19 protein-coding genes are annotated in these 21,945 nt (G+C 62.1%); 4 read left to right on the top strand and 15 right to left on the bottom strand.

Features of this window, described 5'->3' with window-relative positions; all coding sequences use genetic code 11:
* Positions 1-38: 38 nt before the first annotated feature.
* The 3 genes from BQ8794_RS12520 to BQ8794_RS12510 form a co-directional block, all read right to left on the bottom strand.
* On the bottom strand, positions 39-1,442 hold the full coding sequence (locus BQ8794_RS12520) for a DEAD/DEAH box helicase (protein WP_077377614.1): 1,404 nt from the start codon (positions 1,440-1,442) through the stop codon (positions 39-41).
* Between the two features lie 343 nt (positions 1,443-1,785).
* Entirely contained in the window at positions 1,786-2,016 is a 231-nt protein-coding gene (locus tag BQ8794_RS12515) for a type II toxin-antitoxin system RelE/ParE family toxin (RefSeq protein WP_425293535.1), read from the bottom strand.
* A gap of 64 nt (positions 2,017-2,080) precedes the next feature.
* Complete coding sequence (locus BQ8794_RS12510; RefSeq protein ID WP_077377608.1) at positions 2,081-2,317, bottom strand: transcriptional regulator; 237 nt, start codon at positions 2,315-2,317, stop codon at positions 2,081-2,083.
* 318 nt (positions 2,318-2,635) lie between these two features.
* Between BQ8794_RS12510 and BQ8794_RS12505 the strand changes: the two genes are divergently transcribed.
* Positions 2,636-4,168 carry an acyl-CoA carboxylase subunit beta gene (locus BQ8794_RS12505; RefSeq protein ID WP_077377605.1) on the top strand — a complete coding sequence of 511 codons (1,533 nt, stop codon included), beginning with the start codon at positions 2,636-2,638 and terminating at the stop codon, positions 4,166-4,168.
* Positions 4,169-4,202: 34 nt separating this feature from the next.
* Here BQ8794_RS12505 and BQ8794_RS12500 read toward each other — a convergent pair whose 3' ends face one another.
* A complete protein-coding gene (locus BQ8794_RS12500) occupies positions 4,203-6,224 on the bottom strand; it encodes a hypothetical protein (RefSeq protein WP_077377602.1) in 2,022 nt (673 codons plus the stop codon).
* Positions 6,221-7,750, bottom strand: coding sequence for a bifunctional ADP-dependent NAD(P)H-hydrate dehydratase/NAD(P)H-hydrate epimerase (locus tag BQ8794_RS12495; protein WP_077377599.1), 1,530 nt, complete (start codon positions 7,748-7,750; stop codon positions 6,221-6,223). Before BQ8794_RS12495 ends, BQ8794_RS12500 begins: the two co-directional genes overlap by 4 nt.
* Positions 7,751-8,166: 416 nt before the next feature.
* Between BQ8794_RS12495 and BQ8794_RS12490 the strand changes: the two genes are divergently transcribed.
* Positions 8,167-8,505 (top strand): P-II family nitrogen regulator, encoded by a 339-nt coding sequence (locus BQ8794_RS12490; protein WP_006205430.1) that lies wholly within the window; start codon positions 8,167-8,169, stop codon positions 8,503-8,505.
* Between the two features lie 54 nt (positions 8,506-8,559).
* A complete protein-coding gene (glnA, locus tag BQ8794_RS12485) occupies positions 8,560-9,969 on the top strand; it encodes a type I glutamate--ammonia ligase (protein ID WP_023799265.1) in 1,410 nt (469 codons plus the stop codon).
* A 134-nt stretch (positions 9,970-10,103) separates the two neighbouring features.
* Here the strand turns inward: glnA and BQ8794_RS12480 are convergent, their stop codons facing one another.
* Positions 10,104-11,141, bottom strand: a complete 1,038-nt coding sequence (locus BQ8794_RS12480) for a glutamine synthetase beta-grasp domain-containing protein (RefSeq protein ID WP_077377596.1) — start codon at positions 11,139-11,141, stop codon at positions 10,104-10,106.
* A 317-nt stretch (positions 11,142-11,458) separates the two neighbouring features.
* Between BQ8794_RS12480 and BQ8794_RS12475 the strand changes: the two genes are divergently transcribed.
* Positions 11,459-11,653: a DUF2735 domain-containing protein gene (locus BQ8794_RS12475; protein ID WP_077377594.1), complete on the top strand. Its 195-nt coding sequence runs from the start codon at positions 11,459-11,461 to the stop codon at positions 11,651-11,653.
* Between the two features lie 189 nt (positions 11,654-11,842).
* Here BQ8794_RS12475 and BQ8794_RS12470 read toward each other — a convergent pair whose 3' ends face one another.
* The 9 genes from BQ8794_RS12470 to BQ8794_RS12430 form a co-directional block, all read right to left on the bottom strand.
* Positions 11,843-13,732 carry an MFS transporter gene (locus tag BQ8794_RS12470; RefSeq protein WP_077377794.1) on the bottom strand — a complete coding sequence of 630 codons (1,890 nt, stop codon included), beginning with the start codon at positions 13,730-13,732 and terminating at the stop codon, positions 11,843-11,845.
* 277 nt (positions 13,733-14,009) lie between these two features.
* Positions 14,010-14,801 (bottom strand): ATP12 family chaperone protein, encoded by a 792-nt coding sequence (locus BQ8794_RS12465; protein WP_077377791.1) that lies wholly within the window; start codon positions 14,799-14,801, stop codon positions 14,010-14,012.
* 11 nt (positions 14,802-14,812) lie between these two features.
* Positions 14,813-15,727, bottom strand: a complete 915-nt coding sequence (locus tag BQ8794_RS12460; protein WP_077377591.1) for a DMT family transporter — start codon at positions 15,725-15,727, stop codon at positions 14,813-14,815.
* A gap of 11 nt (positions 15,728-15,738) precedes the next feature.
* Positions 15,739-16,719, bottom strand: coding sequence for an RluA family pseudouridine synthase (locus BQ8794_RS12455; protein WP_077377588.1), 981 nt, complete (start codon positions 16,717-16,719; stop codon positions 15,739-15,741).
* A gap of 135 nt (positions 16,720-16,854) precedes the next feature.
* Positions 16,855-17,232, bottom strand: coding sequence for a fluoride efflux transporter CrcB (gene crcB, locus BQ8794_RS12450; protein WP_077377585.1), 378 nt, complete (start codon positions 17,230-17,232; stop codon positions 16,855-16,857).
* A 103-nt stretch (positions 17,233-17,335) separates the two neighbouring features.
* A complete protein-coding gene (locus BQ8794_RS12445; protein WP_077377582.1) occupies positions 17,336-18,646 on the bottom strand; it encodes a replication-associated recombination protein A in 1,311 nt (436 codons plus the stop codon).
* 51 nt (positions 18,647-18,697) lie between these two features.
* Positions 18,698-20,185, bottom strand: coding sequence for a DegQ family serine endoprotease (locus BQ8794_RS12440; protein ID WP_077377579.1), 1,488 nt, complete (start codon positions 20,183-20,185; stop codon positions 18,698-18,700).
* Positions 20,186-20,377: 192 nt separating this feature from the next.
* Positions 20,378-20,809: a 50S ribosomal protein L17 gene (rplQ, locus tag BQ8794_RS12435; protein ID WP_077377576.1), complete on the bottom strand. Its 432-nt coding sequence runs from the start codon at positions 20,807-20,809 to the stop codon at positions 20,378-20,380.
* 102 nt (positions 20,810-20,911) lie between these two features.
* Positions 20,912-21,922 carry a DNA-directed RNA polymerase subunit alpha gene (locus BQ8794_RS12430; protein WP_023799278.1) on the bottom strand — a complete coding sequence of 337 codons (1,011 nt, stop codon included), beginning with the start codon at positions 21,920-21,922 and terminating at the stop codon, positions 20,912-20,914.
* Between the last annotated feature and the right edge of the window lie 23 nt (positions 21,923-21,945).

Raw genomic sequence — 21,945 nt, 5'->3', positions numbered from 1 at the left:
AGCCGGCCCGACAGGCGCGGGCCGGATGCACTATCTGATTACGCAGCCCGCGCTGCTGGCCGCTTGCCGCCGAAACGACGCTTGTTGTTGCCCTTGAAGGGCTTGGCGCCTTCCGGCTTGCGCTCGCCGGCAAAGGCCGGCTTGTCGCCGAAGCGTTTGCTGCCGTTGTTGTGGCCGCCCGGCCGCCTGCCGTCGCGACGACCATTGCGGTCGTTGGCCGGCTCGAAGCTGCGCTCGTTCTTTTCGGCAGGATTGCGCTGCGGGTCGGGACTGCCGAGATGGTCGGCAACGATCGGCAGCTTGGTGCGGATGATCCGCTCGACCTGGCGCAGCTTGCTGTTCTCGGACGGGTCGCAAAGCGTGATGGCGATGCCGTCCATGCCGTTACGGCCGGTGCGGCCGATGCGGTGGACATAGCTCTCCGCCTCGTCCGGCAGGTCGAAATTCACCACATGGCTGATGCCGGGCACGTCGATGCCGCGCGCCGCGATATCGGTCGCCACAAGAATGCGCACCGAACCCTCGCGGAAATCGTTCAGCGCCTTCTGGCGGGCGTTCTGCGACTTGTTGCCGTGGATGACGGCGGCCTTGAAGCCATCGCGATCGAGATCCTTGGTCACCCTGTCGGCGCCATGCTTGGTGCGCGAAAAGATGATGACGGACTTCATCGCCTCGTCGGCGAGCATCGTCGCCAGCACCTGGCGCTTTTGTTTGGTGCGGGCAAAGACAACGCCCTGTACGATCTCGGCCGCCGCAGTGCTGTGCGGCGCCACTTCGACGCGGATCGGGTTCTTCAGCAGGCCCTTGGCCAATTCGGCGATTTCGGCCGGCATGGTCGCCGAGAACAGCACCGTCTGACGGTCCGGCGCGGTCGCCCTGGCGATGCGCTTGACATCGTTGATGAAGCCCATGTCGAGCATGCGGTCGCCCTCGTCGAGCACCAGCCACTTGGTGTCGGCAAGCACGAGGTCGCCCTCACGCACCAGATCGGTCAGCCGGCCGGGGGTGGCGATCAAAATGTCGACGCCGGGAGCAATCTTCTTCACCTGGCTGAAGCGCGAGACGCCGCCAAGCACGAGTGCTGTCGAGACATGGGCGCCCTTGGCGAGCAGCTTGATCATCTCTTCGATCTGCACGGCAAGCTCACGCGTCGGCGCCAAAATCAGCGCACGAGCGGTCTTCGGCCGGCGCTTGGTGCCGAGCGCGATGATCTTCGAAAGGATCGGCAGCGCGAACGCAGCGGTCTTGCCCGAACCGGTCTGGGCGATGCCGAAAATGTCACGGCCTTCCAGCTGCGGCGGGATCGCCTGGGCCTGGATCGGCTTCGGATCGGTGAAGCCTGCGCCATGGGTGGCCTTGAGCAGCGCGCCCGTAATTCCAAGTGCTGCGAAACCCGAAAGTTCCCCAGTGTCTTTACCGGGCAGAGTGTTTTCGTTGTTCAAAATATTCTTCTTTCACGCGGCTCCTGGCCGCAAACATCAATGGCGGCAGGGCGCAACCTGCCGTCGAAAAACTGTCATGAAACGACAAGGCGGGCGGACGTTATCGTCCGCACGGCTGCGCTGTCGTGCCCGCAGGCATCATGCCACGGGGCTTTTTCGCCGCCTTGCCGATATGTCGGAAAGAGGGAAAACAGACGCAACCAGTCTCATTCGTCGAGAAGGCCGGATAGGTCCCGGCCCAAGCGCCTATGCCGCCGCATATGGCCCAGTTCGCCGCGAAATGCAAGGGCCGTCATGTTGCAGCGCAGCGAAAACAGTCAAGACGGCAGCCGTGAAGGTCTGCTCAAACTTCTCCCGGCCATTCCCTCGCCCCATGCTGGACGAACAGAACTTCTATTTGAGTGTCTTTCACCCGATACGCGACGACGTAGGGTGTGCCGGAAATCACCAGTTCACGAGTGCCGCTGATCTCGCCGACACGTCCGATAAACGGATTGGCGGACAACAGCCAAGCAGTCTTTGAATGAATGTCATTGACGAGGCGGGCGGCAGCACGCGGGTTATGCTGGCCGATGTAGTCGCCGATTGATGCAAGGCTCGATCAGATAGTGTCGGGTCCAGACAATTCGCACCGACCGCTATGCCTGACCATATTTGTTGAGAACCGCCGCGATCTCTTCTTCGTTTGCGAAGTCTCCACGGTCGGCGGCCTCGATCCCCGCCTGAACACCAGCTATCCACTTTTCCTGCCACGCCAGAGAACGGCCATGGGACAGCGCGTCCTCAATGATCTGATCGCGAGTCAGGGTTGAGCGCGAGGCCAACATGTCGATCCGGCGGTTCAAATCCTCGGATATTTCTATGCTGTTCTTCATAAGTTCAGTTTGCCATATCCGGCGAATGCCTGCCAAGAAGTTTCGCTGTTGAAGGCTGTTTGTTCCCTGTTCGATCCGCGCCAGAGCAGATCGTGTCCGCAAGGGGGAACTTGCTATTCCTCGTTCCGCGCCGTGGAGTCGAAGCGAGGGCGGTTGGTAAGCCGCACCTAACAGACGGCCAGCTATGCCCGCCAGCATATCGAGACCAGCGGCGAAAGCACGGCCAGCGTTGCGAAAACAAGGCAGGCCGAAAAGCGGCGCTTGCGCTCGCTTACCGCCATGATTACCACAAATCAGCTTCTCTTTGGGGACCGAGCGATGAAGGACGTGCTGAAGGAACTCGAGCGCCGCCGCGCCATGGCGCGCATGGGCGGCGGCAAGGCCCGAATCGACGCTCAGCACAAGAAAGGCAAACTCACCGCGCGCGAACGCATCGACGTCTTTCTCGACGAAGGCTCGTTCGAGGAGTTCGACATGTATGTCGAGCATCGCTCGACCGATTTCGGCATGGAGAAAACCAAGATCGCCGGCGACGGCGTCGTCACCGGCTGGGGCACCGTCAACGGCAGGCCGGTCTATGTCTTCGCCAAGGATTTTACCGTGTTCGGCGGCTCGCTGTCCGAGGCCCACGCCGAAAAGGTGGTCAAGGTGCAGGAGATGGCGTTGCGCAACCGCGCGCCGATCATCGGCCTCTACGACGCCGGCGGCGCCCGCATCCAGGAAGGCGTGGCAGCACTTGGCGGATACGCCGAGATATTCCAGCGCAATGTGCTCGCCTCCGGCGTCATCCCGCAGATTTCAGTGATCATGGGCCCGTGCGCCGGCGGCGACGTCTATTCGCCGGCGATGACCGACTTCATCTTCATGGTGCGCGGCACCTCCTACATGTTCGTCACCGGCCCGGACGTGGTGAAGACCGTCACCAACGAGACGGTAACCGCCGAGAGCCTCGGCGGCGCCTTCGTCCACACGACGAAGTCGTCGATCGCCGACGGCGCTTACGACAATGACGTCGAGGCGCTGCTGCAGATGCGCCGGCTGGTCGATCTGCTGCCTGCCTCCAACACGGCTGAAATCCCCGAGATCGAATGCTACCAGTCGGTCGCCGATGACGATCTGTCGCTCGACCGACTGATCCCCGACAACGCCAATAAACCCTACGACATCAAGGAGTTGATCCTTAAAGTTGCCGATGAGGGTGATTTCTTCGAAATCCAGCAGGATTTTGCAAAAAACATCGTCACCGGTTTCGGGCGCGTCGAAGGGCGCACGGTCGGCTTCGTCGCCAACCAGCCGATGGTGCTGGCCGGCGTGCTTGATTCGGACGCCAGCCGCAAGGCGGCGCGGTTCGTGCGCTTCTGCGACTGTTTTTCGATTCCGATCGTCACCTTCGTCGACGTTCCAGGCTTCCTGCCCGGCACTGCGCAGGAATATGGCGGGCTGATCAAGCACGGCGCCAAGCTCTTGTTCGCCTATGCCGAAGCGACCGTCCCGAAGATCACCGTGATCACCCGAAAAGCCTATGGCGGCGCTTATGACGTGATGGCGTCAAAGCATCTGCGCGGCGACATGAATTATGCCTGGCCGACGGCGCAGATCGCAGTGATGGGCGCCAGGGGCGCGGTCGAGATCATCTATCGCAAGGACATCGGCGATGCGGAGAAGATCGCAGCACATACAAAGGCTTACGAGGATCGCTTCCTGTCGCCCTTCGTCGCCGCCGAGCGCGGCTATGTCGACGAGGTGATCATGCCGCATTCGACCCGCCGCCGCATCGCGCGTGCGCTGCGCATGCTACGCAACAAGGATATGCAGAACCCCTGGAAGAAGCACGACAACATTCCGTTGTGAGGCGCTGATGTCGCGAAAGCGACCACAGCAAAGCTCACTCCGGTTCCGCCGCGCCGAACCCCGCGCCCATCGTCGCGCGGACGGCGCCCGACCACGGCGTGGCATGATTGTCGATGCGCATCTGGAAGATAAAATAGGTCGGCGAGCAGAAGCCGACACCTCTCACCTTGCCGATACCAGGCGTATCGGGCGGCAGCGATTGGCACATGTAATCCTCGCGGCAGAAATGGTCGGCCGAGCAAGCCGGCCGGTTGCCGCGATTGACCGCGCCGCCCAAGCACTGGTCGAAATTATTGGTCGCCACGCAGATGTCGAATTTTTTGCCGCCGACCAGCCCGCAGATCTCGTTCGGCATCGGCTTGCCCGGCTTGAAGCCGGCAAAGGCACGGTCCTTGTCACTGCATCCGCGATAGGCGATGCCGGCCGGCACGCCGATCTTCGGCGGCCGGCAGGTGTAGGCGGTGCGCGAAATGTCGGTGGCGAAGGCCGCGAACTGGCCTGTAATGCTGTAGCGGTCATTGAAAGGCTGCGTGCCGTTGCTGGCGATCGAGCCGGTCAGGCATGGATGGCCGGAGAACATCTTTTCGCTGTCCTTGGGCAGCAGGCATTGCGCCAGTTTCGTCCGCACCCCCGATGCGGTCGCCAGCGCCGTGCAGACGGTGCCGCCGCCGCATTGCCAGGTCGTGCCGAAGCGGGCCGCATCCTCCGGCATCAAACATGGCATCGCCATCTCGGCCGGTGCATAAGCGACCTCGCCGGCGTCTTTCCATGCGGCCGGCGGCGCGAAGGACAGCGGGCGGAGGCGGTTCGGCTCCTTGCTGTCGGCGGACGCACGCAGCCAGGCTTCGCGCCGCGGCATTTCGGCATGAAGATGCGGCGAGACGCCGACCTCGATGCGGTTCAGCGGCGACGTCGTCTTGTCGTCGAGGCCGATGAAATGGAAACCGGCGGTCGAACCAGCCTGATGACAACCCTGGCAGGCGCCATTGTCGAGCCGCTCGACTAGCGCTTCCGACGTGCGCAGCAGCTTCAGCGCGGAATAGTCCAGCCCGGAAAAATCCGCGGGCTGGAACAGCGGCGTGAACGGGTGATTGGCCTGCCTTGCGCTGCCGAAAGTCGACCACGAGACGACTTTCTTCGCCAGGAATTCATCCGGGATTTCGTAGACGCCGAGATCGACCGCCGCGACATTGGCGCTGATATAGTCGGCAAGTTTTGCTTTCAGCGCGGCGTCGTCGGCGAGCCGCGCCAGGTCGGGCGTGTTTTCCAGCGGCTTTTCGCTGACCGTCTCTCCATCGATACCAAAGATCCGCATGAGGTAGGCAGCCTGCCCGCCAAATTCGGTCTCCTGGCCGGAGGGAAAGCGCACCACCTGGGCGTTTAGCTCGAGCTGCTTGAAGCTCAGCCCGGCCTTTTCAAGCGGCCCGCCGATGAGCCAGCCGATATCGACGGTCTCATCGAGCTGCGGCGTCCAGCGTCCGGCAACGCCGACGCAGCCGCCATCCGCGTCCGGCGCGGCGCTATAGATGGCATTGAAATTGAATGGCAGGCGCGAGGCCAGAACCTTGCCGTTTTTCTTGAAGCTGTAGGCGAGGCGGTAGATGAAACGGACCTCGCCGCATCGCCCGTCGCCTCGTATCTCGGCGAAATCACGCCGATCGAGCCGGTTGACGACACCGACCAGCCGGAAGCGCGCGGCGTCGGTCTTCAGCCAGCGCATGTCAATGATGCGGCCGACATTGCCGTCGGTGACTTCGTAGAGCGGCCGCCCGCCAGCCTTCATCTCGGCGCGCAGCGCGGCGACATCGCCGGCAATCGTTTCGACGATCTGATGATAGGCCGGCGCCTTGTCATAGAGCGTCTTCAGGTCGCCCTTGCCTTCGACATCGAAAATGCCGTCGACATCGAAAATGCCGGCGAAATCAAAACCCCTGGCGTCGAGAGCGGCGAGCACGGCCGGATCGTCGACGATCATCACCGGACCTTCGGCGCGCGCCAGGCTGGCTAAGAAAAAATTGGCGAAAATCACAGCGATCAGGGCGAGCCGACGGTTCATTCAGCAGTCATCCCGTTGCGATTTTCGGCAAGCTCGTGCAGCACCGGCACCAGCGCCAGCGGCAAGTCTTCAGCGATCAGCCCAGGTCCGAAACGGCTGCCGGCCTCAGCGTGAATCCAGACCGCCGCGCAGGCGGCTTCGAAAGCCGGCATGCCTTGCGCAAGCAAGCCGGCAATGACCCCCGACAGCACGTCGCCCGAACCGGCGGTGGCCAGCCATGGGGCGCCGTTGCTGTTGATCGCCGCCCTGCCATCGGTCGCCGCGATCACCGTGTCCGCGCCTTTGTAGACGACGATGGCGCCGCGCTCGGCGGCAGAGCGCGCCTTGGCCAGTTTGGACAGGTTCTTGGCTCCGGCGATGTCCGCGAACAGCCTGGCGAATTCGCCTTCATGCGGCGTCAGCACCAGCGCTGGCGCGTTCAGACGACGGGCGGCTTCGAACAGAACTTTCGGGGTATCGCGAAACGAGCTGATACCATCGGCATCGAGCACCAGCCCGTCGACCCTGCCGTCTTGCCGCTCGCCGTTGGCCAGCACGCCGAGGGCAAAATCGCGTGTTTTTTCGCCGACGCCAAATCCGGGTCCGAGGACGAACGCCGATGGCCGGCGGTCGTCGATGAATTCCTGTACGTCCGCGATGCTGTCGGCCTTTTTCAGCATGATCGAAGTCAGATGCGCGGCATTCACCTGCACGGCGTTCGCCGGCGACAGCACGGTCACCGCCCCTGCCCCGCTTCTGGCCGCGGCAAGCGCCGACAGCCGTGCGGCACCCGTCGCCGATGGTCCGCCGGAAAAGACGCCGACATGGCCGCGCCTGTATTTATGCGCGTCGACGGCTGGGACCGGGAAATTTTCGAGCCAAAGCGGCGGGAGGTTCTCGAAGGTGAGCGGTTCAAGCTGCGCAACGATATCGTCGCTAATGCCGATGTCGGCAAGCACCAGCTCGCCGCACATCCCGCGCCCCGGCAACAGCAGATGGCCGGGCTTCTTTCGCGCAAACGTCACCGTGATTCGGGCGCGGAATGCCCGGCCGAGAATCTGGCCGCTCTCGCCGGACACGCCTGAGGGCAGATCGACCGCGACGACAGGCAGGTTCAGTTCTGTCGCAACCTCGACCGCCCTGGCGGCATCACCGGACAGCGGCTTCGACAGCCCCGCCCCATAAAGCGCATCGACCAGGATCGAACCTTTATCGGCAGCAAATTCCGACAGCGGCCGGGGCCTGACCCGGCATTCCGAAGCGGCGAGCGCCGCATCGCTGCCGGCTTTGGGCGAGCCGGATGCCCACAGCAAGACGTCGACGGCGCTGTCCCGAAGAATGCGGGCGACGACATAGCCATCGCCGCCATTGTTGCCGGGCCCGCACAGCACGTGGACACGCCTGGCAGCCGGAAAATGGGCGAGCACCACCGCAGCGACCGCGCCACCTGCATTGCGCATCAGGCCACTGCCGTCGCGTGGTCCGGCGGAAATCGTCAACTGGTCGGCTTCAGCCATTTCGGCCGGAGACAGAATTTCATTGCTCATGGATGCCGATCCGCATTGGCTCAAGCCGATCCTGTGGTCAAACCCGATCCCTGTGGTAAAACTCCGATCCCTGTGGTCAAACATTGTCCAGTTTTCGGTTCGAAGCAAACGGCGATGAGATGGCACGATCTATAGGCACATCGTTAGGGACAATGGCCTCGTCGAAGCACAATTGCCCGCGAAATGCTCTATCTGCCCAATTATTGTGCGGACGCTAGCACCGACAATGTGTAGGTTCCCAGTATCCATGACGCATCCAACGCAGCGAATGACGCGAATTTAGCCCTCAACGCGGCATGGCATCGAAATCGCGTGATACCGCTTCGAATCCCCTCAAATTGGCACAGTTCGTGCTTGAAAGAGGCGCAAGCGGGGCTCACAACCCGTCTTTTTTGACAGTGGAGGCCACTTTTTACATGAAAAAGATCGAAGCGATCATCAAGCCGTTCAAGCTAGACGAAGTGAAGGAAGCGCTTCAGGAGGCCGGGCTGCAAGGCATCACCGTTACCGAGGCCAAGGGTTTTGGCCGGCAGAAGGGCCATACCGAACTCTATCGCGGCGCCGAATATGTCGTGGATTTTCTGCCCAAGGTGAAGATCGAGGTCGTGCTCGGCGACGACGCGGTCGAAGGCGCCATCGAAGCCATTCGCAAGGCGGCCCAGACCGGCCGCATCGGCGACGGCAAGATCTTCGTCTCCAACATCGAGGAAGTCGTGCGCATCCGCACCGGCGAAACAGGGATGGACGCGGTCTGAGGTTTCTGATTTCAGATCATCTCCTCGAAACGTCATCAGACAGGGAAACATGACATGACGACAGCCAAAGACATCATGAAGCAGATCAAGGACAACGACGTGAAATTCGTTGACCTGCGCTTCACAGATCCGAAGGGCAAGCTGCAGCACGTGACGATGGATGTCGTTGAGGTCGAGGAAGACATGTTTGCCGACGGCGTCATGTTCGACGGATCCTCCATCGCCGGCTGGAAGGCGATCAACGAGTCCGACATGGTGCTGATGCCCGACACCGAGACGGTGCATATGGACCCGTTCTTCGCGCAGTCGACCATGGTCATCCTGTGCGATATCCTCGATCCGATCTCCGGAGAATCCTACAACCGCGACCCGCGCGGCACCGCCAAGAAGGCTGAAGCCTATATGAAGGCGGAAGGCATCGGCGATCAGATCTTCGTCGGCCCGGAAGCCGAGTTCTTCGTGTTCGACGACGTCAAGTACAAGGCCGATCCGTACAACACCGGCTTCAAGCTCGACTCCACCGAATTGCCGTCCAACGACGACACCGACTACGAGACCGGCAATCTCGGCCACCGCCCGCGCATCAAGGGCGGCTATTTTCCGGTGCCACCGATCGACTCGGCGCAGGACATGCGCTCCGAAATGCTGACCGTGCTCGCCGAAATGGGCGTGCGTGTCGAAAAGCACCACCACGAAGTCGCCGCTGCCCAGCACGAGCTCGGCATCAAGTTCGACACGCTGGTCCGCAACGCCGACAAGATGCTGATCTACAAGTATGTCGTGCATCAGGTCGCCAATGCCTACGGCAAGACGGCCACCTTCATGCCGAAGCCGGTCTTCGGCGACAACGGCTCGGGCATGCACGTCCACCAGTCGATCTGGAAGGGCGGCAAGCCGACCTTCGCCGGCAATGAATATGCCGGCCTCTCGGAGAGCTGCCTGTTCTACATCGGCGGCATCATCAAGCACGCCAAGGCCATCAACGCCTTCACCAACCCGCTGACCAACTCCTACAAGCGCCTGGTGCCGGGCTATGAAGCGCCGGTGCTGCTCGCCTATTCGGCCCGCAACCGCTCTGCCTCCTGCCGCATCCCGTTCGGCTCGTCGCCGAAGTCCAAGCGCGTCGAGGTCCGCTTCCCCGATCCGGGCGCCAACCCCTATCTCGCCTTTGCCGCCATGCTGATGGCCGGCCTCGACGGCATCAAGAACAAGATCCATCCGGGACAGCCGATGGACAAGGATCTCTACGACCTGCCGCCGAAGGAACTGAAGAAGATCCCGACCGTCTGCGGCTCGCTGCGCGAAGCGCTGCAGAGCCTCGACAAGGACCGTGGCTTCCTGAAGGCCGGCGGCGTCTTCGACGACGACCAGATCGACAGCTACATCGAGCTCAAGATGGCCGAAGTGATGCGCTTCGAAATGACCCCGCATCCGGTCGAATACGACATGTATTATTCGGTCTGATCGACCAAGGAATTAAAGAAAAACCCCGGCGGAGATGCCGGGGTTTTTGTTTGTGCTGTCATCTGCCGGCAAGGGCCGGCGTGACAAGAGGTGGTCACGGCGCAGACGGAAGGCGTCCACGCCATGACGAAAGCTCAAGCTGCGGCCTTCTTCTCGGCCGTGCTCACGCTGGCAATCGTCTTCAGGATCTGCGAGGCGATCTGGTAGGGGTCGCCCTGCGAGTTCGGGCGGCGATCCTCGAGATAGCCCTTGTAGCCATTGTTGATGAACGAATGCGGCACGCGGATCGAGGCGCCGCGATCGGCGATGCCATAGCTGAACCTGTTCCATGGCGCGGTCTCATGCTTGCCGGTCAAACGCTTGTCGTTGTCCGGCCCGTAGACGGCGATGTGATCCATCAGGTTCTTGTCGAAGGCGGCCATCAGCGCCTCGAAATAGTCCTTGCCGCCGACTTCGCGCATGTAAGCGGTCGAGAAGTTGGCGTGCATGCCGGAACCATTCCAGTCGGTGTCGCCGAGCGGCTTGCAGTGGTATTGGATATCGATGCCATATTTCTCGGTGAGGCGCTGCATCAGGTAGCGGGCCATCCACATCTGGTCGGCGGCCTTCTTGGAGCCCTTGCCGAAAATCTGGAATTCCCACTGGCCCTTGGCCACCTCGGCGTTGATGCCTTCATGGTTGATGCCGGCGGCAAGGCAGAGGTCGAGATGCTCCTCGACGATCTGTCTGGCGACGCTGCCGACGTTGCTGTAGCCGACGCCGGTGTAGTACGGGCCTTGCGGCGCGGGGTAGCCGCTCTCGGGGAAGCCGAGCGGGCGGCCGTCCTTGTAGAAGAAATACTCCTGCTCGAAGCCGAACCAGGCGCCCTCGTCGTCGAGGATGGTGGCGCGCTTGTTGGATGCATGCGGCGTCACGCCGTCCGGCATCATGACTTCACACATGACGAGCACGCCATTGCTGCGCGCGGGATCCGGATAGATGGCGACCGGCTTCAGCACGCAGTCGGACGAATGGCCTTCGGCCTGCATGGTCGAGGAACCGTCGAAGCCCCACAGCGGAAGCTGGTCGAGCGTCGGGAATTCGGCATATTCCTTGATCTGCGTCTTTCCACGAAGGTTGGGAACCGGGGTGTATCCATCGAGCCAAATGTACTCGAGCTTGTATTTCGTCATTCTAGCCTCTCGTTGCTTTGATCACCGAACCTTGGACGGCGCCGGCATGCCAGCCACCCTGCAGCCGACCTGCCGGATTATTAAAAAGCAATTCGTGTGCCATTCTCGCCGGCAAAGCATGCGGCAAAAGTGGCGCCGCATTCCGACAAATTCGTTGCGTCGTCACCGCAATGCGCCCGGATCAATCACAAGCACATTTCGCACAAATAATAGGCAGATACTGATCTCTTTATAATCATGTTGCCTAACTGGATTGCAGAACCTATCTTCGCGAAAGATTGAATCGGCAAGGCTCTGCAGAAGAAGGGAGACCGACAATGGAAATCACTCCTGCCCGTCAGTCGGCCAAAATTCTGATGTTCCCGCTGGCAGCGCGCGCTTCTGCCTCAAATTTAAGCGGAAAGGCCAAGTTCGCGGCAGAACTTGCTTCATTGCGCAACCGTACGGATTTCGGAAGCGGCTGGTATCACGAGGCAGCCATCGAGGAAGAAAAACAGGACCGGAACAGCTAAATCTTTTCTCCGCATCGCTTTTGACGAATTGCAAAGCCCGGCGCGATCACTCACGCCGGGCTTTTCATTTTTGATGTCAGAGCGGTTCATCGTTTCACGGAAACGCCGAACCGCTCTATCTCTTTGTTTATGAGCAATTCCGGACGGAAAACCGTTTCACACTTTTCCTGGAATTGCTCTAGGCGAGGATCAGGTCTTGGCGTGCAAGTCCGTTCCCAGCGTATCCCTGACGAAGATCATACCGATGACCAGCGACATCGCCGCGATCACCACCGGATACCAGAGGCCGTAATAGATATCGCCGCTGTAGGCGCTGAGCGCGAACACCGTCGCCGGCAGCAGGCCGCCGAACCAGCCATTGCCGATGTGATAGGGCAACGACATGCCGGTATAGCGGATGCGGGTCGGGAACATTTCTACCAGGATCGCGGCGATCGGTCCGTAGACCATGGTCACGTAAAGGACCAGGATGAACAGGATGCCGATGACCTTTGCCCAACTGACCTGTTCAGGGTCGGCAAACATCACAAAGGCGCCTGCTCCCGGGACGCTGTAGACGGTGACCTCAGGCGCTCCCGCCTTGGCCTCTTCGACCGTCAGTAGCTTGTCCTTGATCGCCTGGTCGGCCGCAACCGTCGTCTTGTCGCCGGCGCGGATTGCGGCGGCGTCGAGCTTCAGTTCCGGATTGGCCGCAACAAAAGCGTCAAGCTTCTGGTCGGCGACCTTGGCCGAAGCACGCTTCAGCGGATAGCCGCCGTCCCGCAACGCAATGTTGATTGCCTTCTTGAACGCGGCGTCGCTTGAAGTTGCCTTGTCTGCGGCTGCCACGGCATCATAGGACGCCACCGTTGCGGTGCCGATCTTGACACTGGCCGCAGTCCCCGGCGCCGCTGTCGTGACAATGTCATAGGGCACCGAGCTCTTGGCGAGGAAGTCCGTCGCAATATCGCACGACGTCAGAGGCTTGCGCGTTCCGGTCGGATTGAACTGGAACTTGCAGTCGCCAGGCGCAGCGGTAATCGTCGCACGGGTGTTTTGCTGTGCGGTGGCGAGCGCCGGGTTGGCTGCCCAGGTCAGCGCCTTGAACAGCGGGAAGGTGGTGACGATCGCCAGCGCCAGGCCCGCCATGATGATCGGCTTGCGGCCGATCTTGTCGGAGAGCCAGCCGAACACGACGAAGAAGATCGTGCCGAGCGCCAGCGCGATGGCGATCATGATGTTGACCGACTGGCCGTCGACCTTGAGCACGTTCTGCAGGAAGAACAGCGCGTAGAATTGGCCGTTGTACCAGACCACGGCCTGGCCGGCGGTAAGGCCGAAAAGTGCCAAAATGGCGATCTTGGCATTCTTCCACTGTCCGAAGGCTTCCGTGAGCGGCGCCTTGGAGCCCTTGCCCTCGTCCTTCATGCGCTGGAAGGTCGGCGATTCGGCAAGCGACAGGCGAATCCAGACGGATATGCCGAGCAGAATGGCTGAGAGCAGGAATGGAACACGCCAGCCCCAGGTGTCGAAATCCTCCTTGCTCAGCGAATTCTGCACGATAAGGATGACGACCAGCGACAGGAACAGGCCGAGCGTCGCCGTCGTCTGGATCCACGACGTGTAGAAGCCGCGGCGGTCGTCGGGCGCATGCTCGGCCACATAGGTCGCCGCTCCGCCATATTCACCGCCGAGCGCCAGGCCCTGCAGCATGCGCAGCGCAATCAGGATAATGGGCGCTGCAATGCCCCAGCTTGCCGAACCAGGCAGCAGGCCGACCAGGAAAGTCGACAGGCCCATGATCATGATGGTGACGAGAAAGGTGTATTTGCGACCAACGAGATCGCCGATGCGGCCAAACACCAGCGCGCCGAACGGGCGCACGAGGAAGCCAGCGGCGAAAACCAGCAGCGTAAAGATGTTGCGCGTCGCTTCCGGATACGAGTTGAAGAATGTCGAGCCGATCGCGGCCGCCAATGCGCCGTAGAGATAGAAATCGTACCATTCGAAAACGGTGCCGAGCGAGGAAGCGAAGATGACTTTCTTCTCTTCCCGCGTCATTCCGCGGCTTGCTCTGCCGGCGGTCGCTGCCATTGCCATGAATTCGTCCTCCCGTGACATCTCGCTGTGCTTGATGCTGCGCGGTGTCGTACGAACTCGGGCAGCTATCGCCGCGAGAAGTGACAGAAAGCGCCGCCCAGAGGCAGCCCGTCTTTGGGATTATGACTTTGGTCCAATGCACCGGCCTCAAGATCGGAATCGATCTTCAGAAAGCACGATGCATAGATTCAAAGTGTTAGAGCGTACTTTGCACGTCCAACTCGAACGCACGTCGCTCTGATGGGCAACACGGAACGAATGAGGGCGGCGATTGCCGTCAGCCCTTGAGCGCCTCGAGGAGGCCGACGGCGGCCATCATGTCGCGCTTGCGGTGGGCACGGCGGGCGACGGCTTCCGCGTCATGGCCCCAGTGCTCGGCCTGCCAGTCCTCGTCGACATGGCCGGCGGCCCAGGCTGCCTCGCCGTCGATCTCGCCGAAATCGACGGCCAGCGCCAGCAGCGCCGATCCCGTCAGCGACGTCATGACGTGGATGGCGGCAAGCCGGAGCGGGTCGGCACGCTGGGCAAGATGGACGCCGAGCACCGCGATGCTCTCGCGCGGCTGCTCGACATGGATCACCCCTTCGGCGAGGTGAAACCGGGCGCCGAGCGCGCTCCGCGCCCAGTCGATGACGGGATCCCAATATTCGTTCTGCCGGTCGACCAGCCCCTGGGGGGCGTCGGCGCGATAGCAGAGCAGGTCGGACGAGGCAAAGCGCAGGATGTCTTCCAAAACCGCCTGCGGATCGCTGGCGACGCCGTCGATGGCCGTGTTGACCAGACGCATGACCGGCATCGTCACCGGGTCGATCGTCTCGCCTTGCGCAGCGAATTCGCCGGCGACCAGAGCAGCCGCCTGTTCGGTCGGCAGGATCAGAAGCGCCTTGCCCGGCGTGCGGACCGGCTTGCCATCGAGATGAACGGCAAAACCAGATTCGGCCGATGCGACCGAGACGGCTTTGTAGAAGCGTTTCGGCAGGTGCGTCTTCATCTGGATCTGGGCACGGCGTACCGGATCCGGATCGGAAAGCTGCTTTCCCGCTTCGAGGTCGTTGAGAATATCGCGCATGCCGGAGCCTTTCATCCGGGGATCTGTTTTCGGGCCGGCCGGTTCACGATGATCAGGCCGGCTGCGATGAGACCGAGTGCCAGGAAAATACGGATGGTCAGCGGCTCGTTCAAGAAGATGGCGCCGCACAGCACGCCGAACACCGGCGACAGGAAGGTAAAACTCGACAGGCCCGATGCCGGATAGCGCCGCAGCAGCCAGAACCACAGCACATAGGTGAAGGCGACGATGTAGACCGCCTGGAAAAGCAAGGCCAAGGTCGGCAAAGCGGCGAAGTCGCGGACGGGCGGCCCGGCGAAAGGCAGCACCAAGGCGCCGACCATCGCAGCGCCGGCCAGTTGATAGAGCAGCAATTTCTCGGCGCTGGTTTCCGCCAATTTCGTCCGCTTGATGACGATGTAGGTCAAGGCCCACAGAATGCCGGCGCCGAGACTGAGCAGATCACCAATCAGAGTCGCACCGTTATCGGCGCTCAACTGGTCGGAGAACACCGCGACCAGGCCGGCGAAAGCGAGCAGAAGGCCGACGAGCCGGCGCAAGGTGATGCGTTCGTTCAGCAGGAAATGCCCGCCGACCAGCACCCAGAACGGCATGGTGTTGACCAGCAAGGTGTTGCGCGCGACGGTCGTCTGTTCGAGCCCGACATAGAGAAACAGGAACTCGAGACCAAAGAGCGCGCCCGCCAGAATGCCGGCGACAAGGGTTCCGTCGCGGCTGAAAAGCACAATGCCGCGCCAGCGGCACCAGGCGAGAACACACAGCCCGCCAATGACCGACCGTGCGATCGACAGAAAAATAGGGTCGTAGCCGGCATAGGAGATCTTGGCGGCGACGTAGTTCAGCCCCCAGGAAAAGGTCAATCCGACCATGATGGCGGCGGCGGCCATGTCGACGCTGTCGCGGCGGTCGAGCGTATCGGTGGCCATGCCCACTGGACCTAGTCCTCCGCGCTGGCGTCGTCGAAGCCGATCAGGTTCCAGCTCTGGCGCATATGCGGCGGCATCGGTGCGGTGACGTCGATAAAACCCTTGTCGGGATGCGGGATGACGATGCGGCGCGCGTGCAGATGCAAGCGGTTCTGCATGCCGCCGGGAAAATCCCAATTGGTGTCGGCCTCGAAATATTTGGGATCGCCGATGATCGGGCAGCCGATGTGAGCGGCATGGACGCGAAGCTGGTGGGTGCGGCCGGTATAAGGCTCCATCTCCAGCCAGGACAGGGTCTGCGCCGCCTGCTCGACGATCCTGTAGTAGGACACCGCGTGGTCGGCGCCCTTTTCGCCATGCTTGGCGACGCGCACCCGATCGCCGTCGGGCGTCGGCTCCTTGATCAGCCAGGTCGAGATCTTGTCCTCGCGCTTCGGCGGCACGCCCTTGACCAGCGCCCAATAGGTCTTTTTGGTCTCACGCGCCCGGAACGCCTCGGCAAGCTTCATGGCGGCGAGCCTGGTGCGGGCGACGACCAGCACGCCTGACGTGTCGCGGTCGAGCCGGTGCACCAGACGCGGTTTCTCGCCCTTCTGGCTGCGCCAGGCTTCCAGCATGTCGTCGACATTGCGGGTGACACCCGAGCCACCCTGGACGGCGAGGCCGGCCGGCTTGTTGAAGACAAACACTTTCGGATCTTCATGGATCAGCATCTTGGCCAGAACGTCGGCGTCGCCCTGGTTGCGGATCGAATGACCGGTGAGCGCGCTCTCCCCCTTCTTGTCCACTTCGAGCGGCGGGATGCGGACCATCTGGCCCGGCTCGACACGCGTGTCGGCCTTCACCCTGCCGCCATCGACACGGATCTGGCCGGAGCGCAGCAGCTTTTGCAGATGGCCGAAGCCAAGACCCGGAAAATGGGTCTTGAACCAGCGATCGAGCCGCATGCCCGCCTCGCCGGCCTCCACCGTGATCTGTTCTACGCCTGCCATTGTCTCGTTTTTACCCGTTTCTAGCGCATGACCTGAAATCGATTTTCGGAAAAGGGTGATGCGCAAAATCAAAAAGCTACAGCGTCCTTGGCGCGTCCTAAGGGGCGCGCGGTGCTGTAAGCGGGGGCAATAGCATTAAGGCAGGCTTCTTGCGAGCCAAAGACCCAGAAACAGGGCAATGATCGCGCCAATGAGGCTGGCAAGGGCGTATCCAAACGCCGGCAGCGTCGCGCCGCGCTCCCACAGCGTCGCGAAATCGAGCGAAAAGGCGGAGAAAGTAGTGAAGCCGCCAAGGATGCCGGTGGCGACGAACAGCCGAAGCTCGTTCGATCCGCCGTAGCGCCGCGCCAGGGTCGTGATGAACAGACCCATGACAAAAGAGCCGACAATGTTGATCGCCATCGTGCCCCAGGGAAAGCTCGGGCCGACAAGACGCAATGCGACGAAGTTGGCGACGTGCCGGAGCCCCGCACCAATAGCGCCGCCTGCGGCAACGAGGAGGAGATTGATCATCGCCGTTTACTGCCCTTACAGGGCCATCTCGGTCAATCCCTGCCCTCGGCGGAAGCACATTTGTCGAACGGGCCCTTTGCCGATCCGGCCGAGTGAAGCGAACTCATTTGTCCCGCTCGCGGCGCAGCTTCGCCCAATAGTCGAGCCGCTTCTTGATATCACGCTCGAAACCGCGCTCCGGCGGATCATAGAATGTGCGGCGGCCCATCTTTTCCGGAAAATAATCCTGTCCGGAAAAAGCGTCCGGCTCGTCGTGGTCGTAACGGTAGCCGGCGCCGTAATCTTCTTCCTTCATCAGCTTGGTCGGCGCGTTGAGGATGTGTTTTGGCGGCAGCAGCGAGCCGAACTCCTTCGCCGCCTGAGTGGCGGCCTTGAAGGCGGTGTAGACGGCGTTGGATTTGGGCGCACTGGCGAGATAGACGGTGGCCTCGGCGAAGGCGAGCTCGCCCTCCGGCGAGCCCAGATAGTCGTAGGCATCCTTGGCGGCATTGGCGACGACCAGCGCCTGCGGGTCGGCCAGCCCGATATCCTCCATCGCCATGCGCACCAGGCGGCGGCCGAGATAGAGCGGATCCTCGCCGGCGTCGAACATGCGGGCGAGATAATAGAGGGCGGCATCCGGATCGGAGCCGCGCACCGATTTGTGCAGCGCCGAGATCAGATTGTAGTGGCCGTCCTGGCCCTTGTCGTAGATCGGCGCGCGGCGCTGGACGATGCGCTGCAGGCCCTCAGCGCCGAACACCTCGCCTGACTTGGCGGCGCGCCAGACCTCTTCGGCCAGCGTCAGCGCCGCGCGGCCATCGCCATCGCTCATGCGGACGAGCATCGCCCTCGCCTCGTCGTCGAGCGGCAGCGCCCTGCCCTCGGTCTCCTCGGCCCGGGCCAGCAGTTTTGCGATGCTGTCCTCACCGAGCGAATGGAAGACCAGCACGCGGGCGCGCGATAGAAGCGCGGCATTCAGCTCGAAGGACGGGTTTTCGGTGGTGGCGCCAACCAGCACGACGGTGCCGTCTTCCATCACGGGCAGAAAACTGTCCTGCTGGGCGCGGTTGAAGCGATGGATCTCATCGACGAAGAGCAGCGTCTGACGGCCGTTGGTGCGGCGCAGCTTCGCCGCCTCGAACACTTTCTTCAGGTCGGCGACTCCGGAAAACACCGCCGATATCTGCTGGAACGCAAGGCTGGTTTCGCCGGCAAGCAGCCGCGCGACCGTGGTCTTGCCCGTCCCGGGCGGCCCCCAGAAGATCATCGAGCCAAGCGAGCCGGAGCCGATCAGCCGCGTCAGTGCGCCGTCTGGCCCGGTCAGATGCTCCTGGCCGACGACCTCGCCAAGGTTCTGCGGGCGCAGCCTGTCGGCCAGCGGCCTGCCGGGCGGCGCCTTTTCCGGTTCATCGACGCTGAACAGATCGGCCATGCACTTCTTTTCGTTGGAGCGCGATCTCGTCCGAAGGATCGACGCTCGGGCTCAGTAACGCAACACCTGGCGCAGTATCTGCCCGCCGCGCTCGACGGTAAAGCGCCACCAGCGCGTCTCCTGCATGGCTGCCTGCTCCAGGGTCGCGGCTGTATCGATGGTCAAGCCGTTGACCTCGCGAACGATGTCGCCCGGCTGGAAGCCGAAACCGGCTGCCGGCGAACCGCGATTGATGTCGATCACCGTAACACCCTTGACGTCCGTGCGGATGCCGAGCCGCTGGGCGAGCCGCGGCGACAGTTCCGCAACCTTGGCACCGGAGAACGGACTGCGACCGCGCAGCGTCACTTCCGCGAGTTTTGCACCTTCCGGCGCACGCTCCAGCGCGATGTCCATCGCCGCTTGCTGGCCTTTGCTCAGAACGGCGAAGCTGGCATTGGTGCCGATCGACAGCGTCGCCATCCGGTAATCCAGCGCCTCGATACTCTCGACCGGCGTGCCATTGAGCGACAGCACGACGTCACCGGCCTTGAGCCCCGCCTTGGCCGCCGGCCCGGCTTCGTCGACGGACGAAACCAGCGCCCCGGTCGGCGTCTCGAGACCAAGCGATTCGGCGATTTGCGGCGTCACGCGCTCGAATTCGGCGCCGATATACGGCCGCTCGAAGAAGTCGCGCCCGGCCTTGGCCGCATCGGCAAAAGCGCGAACCATATTGGAGGGAATAGCAAAGCCGATGCCGATCGAGCCGCCGCTGCGGCTGTAGATCGCCGTGTTGATGCCGACGAGTTGGCCGCCCATGTTGATCAGCGCACCGCCGGAATTGCCCGGATTGATCGCAGCGTCAGTCTGGATGAAGAAACTGGAATCGGAAACGCCGATGTGGCTGCGGGCAAGCGCCGAAACGATGCCGCTGGTGGTGGTCTGGCCGACACCGAAGGGGTTGCCGATGGCCAACAACAGGTCGCCGACCTCGAGCGCGTCGGAATCGCCGATGGCGACGACCGGAAATGGCTTGTCGGCGGAGATCTTGAGCACAGCGAGGTCAAGCGTCTCGTCCTTGAGCAGCACTTTGCTGTCGAATTCACGGCCGTCCGCGGTGGCGACCTTGACCTGATCGGCGTCCTTGATGAGGTGGAAATTGGTGACCACTATGCCTGTCGGGTCGACCAGCACGCCGGAGCCGAGCGAAGACTGCGCACGCGGCTGCGAACGGCCGAAGAACTCTTCGAAGAACGGATCACCGTCGAAGGGCGACCTCAGCCTGGCCGTTTGCGAGGCATAGACATTGACCACGGCCGGCGCCGTCTGCTTGACCAGCGGCGCAAACGACAGTTGCATCTCGTCGCGGCCGAACGGCACGCGCTTGTCTGGACCTGAGGTGGCATTTTCGCCTTCGGCGCCGCGCAACATGTCGGTCAGCACGTCGGACAGACCGGGATCGGCCTTGGTGTCCTGAGCCAGCGCCTGCCTGGCGGCCGGCGCGACTGCCGCCGCCATCAAGGCGCAGAGTAGAACAAGGGACATCCGTTTTACGCGCATTCCGAATCCTCCGGGGCCGGGCGCCATTGTCCCGACGATTGTGCAAAATGAAAGGCTAAGTCGATGCAATCGAATTATTCGCGAGGAAAAGACATGAGCTTTAGTCAAGAAAATCCCCGCAATGCTCCCTACCGCTTCCAGAACGCACAAAAGGGCCCGCAGGCCCTTTGAACTCTTTCAGGAAAACCGAAGCTATGCGGCTGCGGCTTCCTCTTCGGCGCCTTCGGCCTCGATGCGGGCACGGTCGCCGGCGCCCTTGGCCGAGGTGTCGCGATCGACGAACTCGATGACCGCCATCGCGGCATTGTCGCCGTGGCGGAAGCCCGCCTTCATGATGCGCAGATAGCCGCCATTGCGGGTGGCGTAGCGTGGCGCGATCGTGTCGAACAGGCGCTTGACGACGCCTTCATTGCCGATCTGGGCAATCACCTGGCGGCGGGCATGCAGGTCGCCGCGCTTGCCGAGCGTCACCAGCTTCTCGACGATCGGACGCAAATCCTTCGCCTTCGGCAATGTGGTGAGGATCTGCTCATGCTCGATGAGCGACACGGCAAGATTGGCAAACATCGACTTGCGGTGGCTGATGCTGCGGGCGAACCGGCGGCCCTTAAATCCGTGGCGCATGGCTCTTCTCCTTCATTCCGGGTTCAGGAAGCTCTTTCCGAGCCTCAGTTGGTTAGCCGCATGATCTTGTCCGAAAAATCTGCAACTTTATCGGGATCAAGCTTAGTATTGATCTTCGTAACGCTTGGCGAGGTCTTCGATGTTTTCCGGCGGCCAATCCGGCACTTCCATGCCGAGGTGCAGGCCCATCGCCGCCAGGACTTCCTTGATCTCGTTCAGCGACTTGCGGCCGAAGTTCGGGGTGCGCAGCATCTCGGCTTCGGTCTTCTGGATCAGGTCGCCGATATAGACGATGTTGTCGTTCTTCAGGCAGTTGGCCGAACGCACCGAAAGCTCGAGCTCGTCGACCTTCTTGAGCAGCGCCGGGTTGAAGGCAAGCTCGGTCACCTGCTCGGCGGCGACTTCCTTCTGCGGCTCGTCGAAATTGACGAACAGGCCAAGCTGGTCCTGCAGGATGCGGGCAGCGAAAGCCACCGCGTCCTCGCCCGAGATCGAACCGTCGGTGTCGATCGTCATGGTCAGCTTGTCATAGTCGAGAACCTGGCCCTCACGGGTGTTCTCGACCTTGTAGGAGACCTTCTTGACCGGCGAGTAGAGGCTGTCGACCGGGATGAGGCCGATCGGCGCGTCTTCGGCGCGATTGCGGTCGGCCGGCACGTAGCCCTTGCCGGTATCGACGGTGAACTCCATGCGGATTTCAGCGCCCTCGTCCAGCGTGCAGATGACGTGGTCGGGATTGAGGATCTCGACGTCGCCGACCGTCTGGATGTCGCCGGCGAGAACAGCGCCCGGTCCCTGCTTGCGCACGACCATGCGCTTGGGGCCGTCACCTTCCATGCGGATGGCGATTTCCTTGATGTTCAAGACGATGTCGGTCACGTCCTCGCGCACGCCGGCGATCGACGAGAATTCATGCAGAACGCCGTCGATCTGCACGGCGGTCACCGCCGCGCCACGCAGCGAAGACAGAAGCACGCGACGCAGCGCGTTGCCGAGGGTCAGACCAAAGCCGCGCTCGAGCGGCTCGGCGACCAGCGTGGTCAGCGTCTTCTTCTTCGAAGAGAACTCGATCTTGTTCGGCTTGATCAGTTCCTGCCAATTTTTCTGGATCATGATGCTTTCCTTCCGTTGACCCG

Origin of the sequence: Mesorhizobium prunaredense, assembly GCF_900156895.1 — a bacterium.
In the GTDB taxonomy this organism is placed as follows: domain Bacteria; phylum Pseudomonadota; class Alphaproteobacteria; order Rhizobiales; family Rhizobiaceae; genus Mesorhizobium; species Mesorhizobium prunaredense.
This window is presented reverse-complemented; position numbering and strand designations above follow the sequence as displayed.

Bases quoted from the DNA above. Each gene is read 5' to 3' on its own strand.
- BQ8794_RS12510 (WP_077377608.1), bottom strand. From the start codon at position 2,317: ATGAAGAACAGCATAGAAATATCCGAGGATTTGAACCGCCGGATCGAC.
- BQ8794_RS12505 (WP_077377605.1), top strand. From the start codon at position 2,636: ATGAAGGACGTGCTGAAGGAACTCGAGCGCCGCCGCGCCATGGCGCGC.
- BQ8794_RS12500 (WP_077377602.1), bottom strand. From the start codon at position 6,224: ATGAACCGTCGGCTCGCCCTGATCGCTGTGATTTTCGCCAATTTTTTC.
- BQ8794_RS12495 (WP_077377599.1), bottom strand. From the start codon at position 7,750: ATGAGCAATGAAATTCTGTCTCCGGCCGAAATGGCTGAAGCCGACCAG.
- BQ8794_RS12490 (WP_006205430.1), top strand. From the start codon at position 8,167: ATGAAAAAGATCGAAGCGATCATCAAGCCGTTCAAGCTAGACGAAGTG.
- glnA (WP_023799265.1), top strand. From the start codon at position 8,560: ATGACGACAGCCAAAGACATCATGAAGCAGATCAAGGACAACGACGTG.
- BQ8794_RS12480 (WP_077377596.1), bottom strand. From the start codon at position 11,141: ATGACGAAATACAAGCTCGAGTACATTTGGCTCGATGGATACACCCCG.
- BQ8794_RS12475 (WP_077377594.1), top strand. From the start codon at position 11,459: ATGGAAATCACTCCTGCCCGTCAGTCGGCCAAAATTCTGATGTTCCCG.
- BQ8794_RS12470 (WP_077377794.1), bottom strand. From the start codon at position 13,732: ATGGCAATGGCAGCGACCGCCGGCAGAGCAAGCCGCGGAATGACGCGG.
- BQ8794_RS12465 (WP_077377791.1), bottom strand. From the start codon at position 14,801: ATGCGCGATATTCTCAACGACCTCGAAGCGGGAAAGCAGCTTTCCGAT.
- BQ8794_RS12460 (WP_077377591.1), bottom strand. From the start codon at position 15,727: ATGGCCACCGATACGCTCGACCGCCGCGACAGCGTCGACATGGCCGCC.
- BQ8794_RS12455 (WP_077377588.1), bottom strand. From the start codon at position 16,719: ATGGCAGGCGTAGAACAGATCACGGTGGAGGCCGGCGAGGCGGGCATG.
- crcB (WP_077377585.1), bottom strand. From the start codon at position 17,232: ATGATCAATCTCCTCCTCGTTGCCGCAGGCGGCGCTATTGGTGCGGGG.
- BQ8794_RS12445 (WP_077377582.1), bottom strand. From the start codon at position 18,646: ATGGCCGATCTGTTCAGCGTCGATGAACCGGAAAAGGCGCCGCCCGGC.
- BQ8794_RS12440 (WP_077377579.1), bottom strand. From the start codon at position 20,185: ATGCGCGTAAAACGGATGTCCCTTGTTCTACTCTGCGCCTTGATGGCG.
- rplQ (WP_077377576.1), bottom strand. From the start codon at position 20,809: ATGCGCCACGGATTTAAGGGCCGCCGGTTCGCCCGCAGCATCAGCCAC.
- BQ8794_RS12430 (WP_023799278.1), bottom strand. From the start codon at position 21,922: ATGATCCAGAAAAATTGGCAGGAACTGATCAAGCCGAACAAGATCGAG.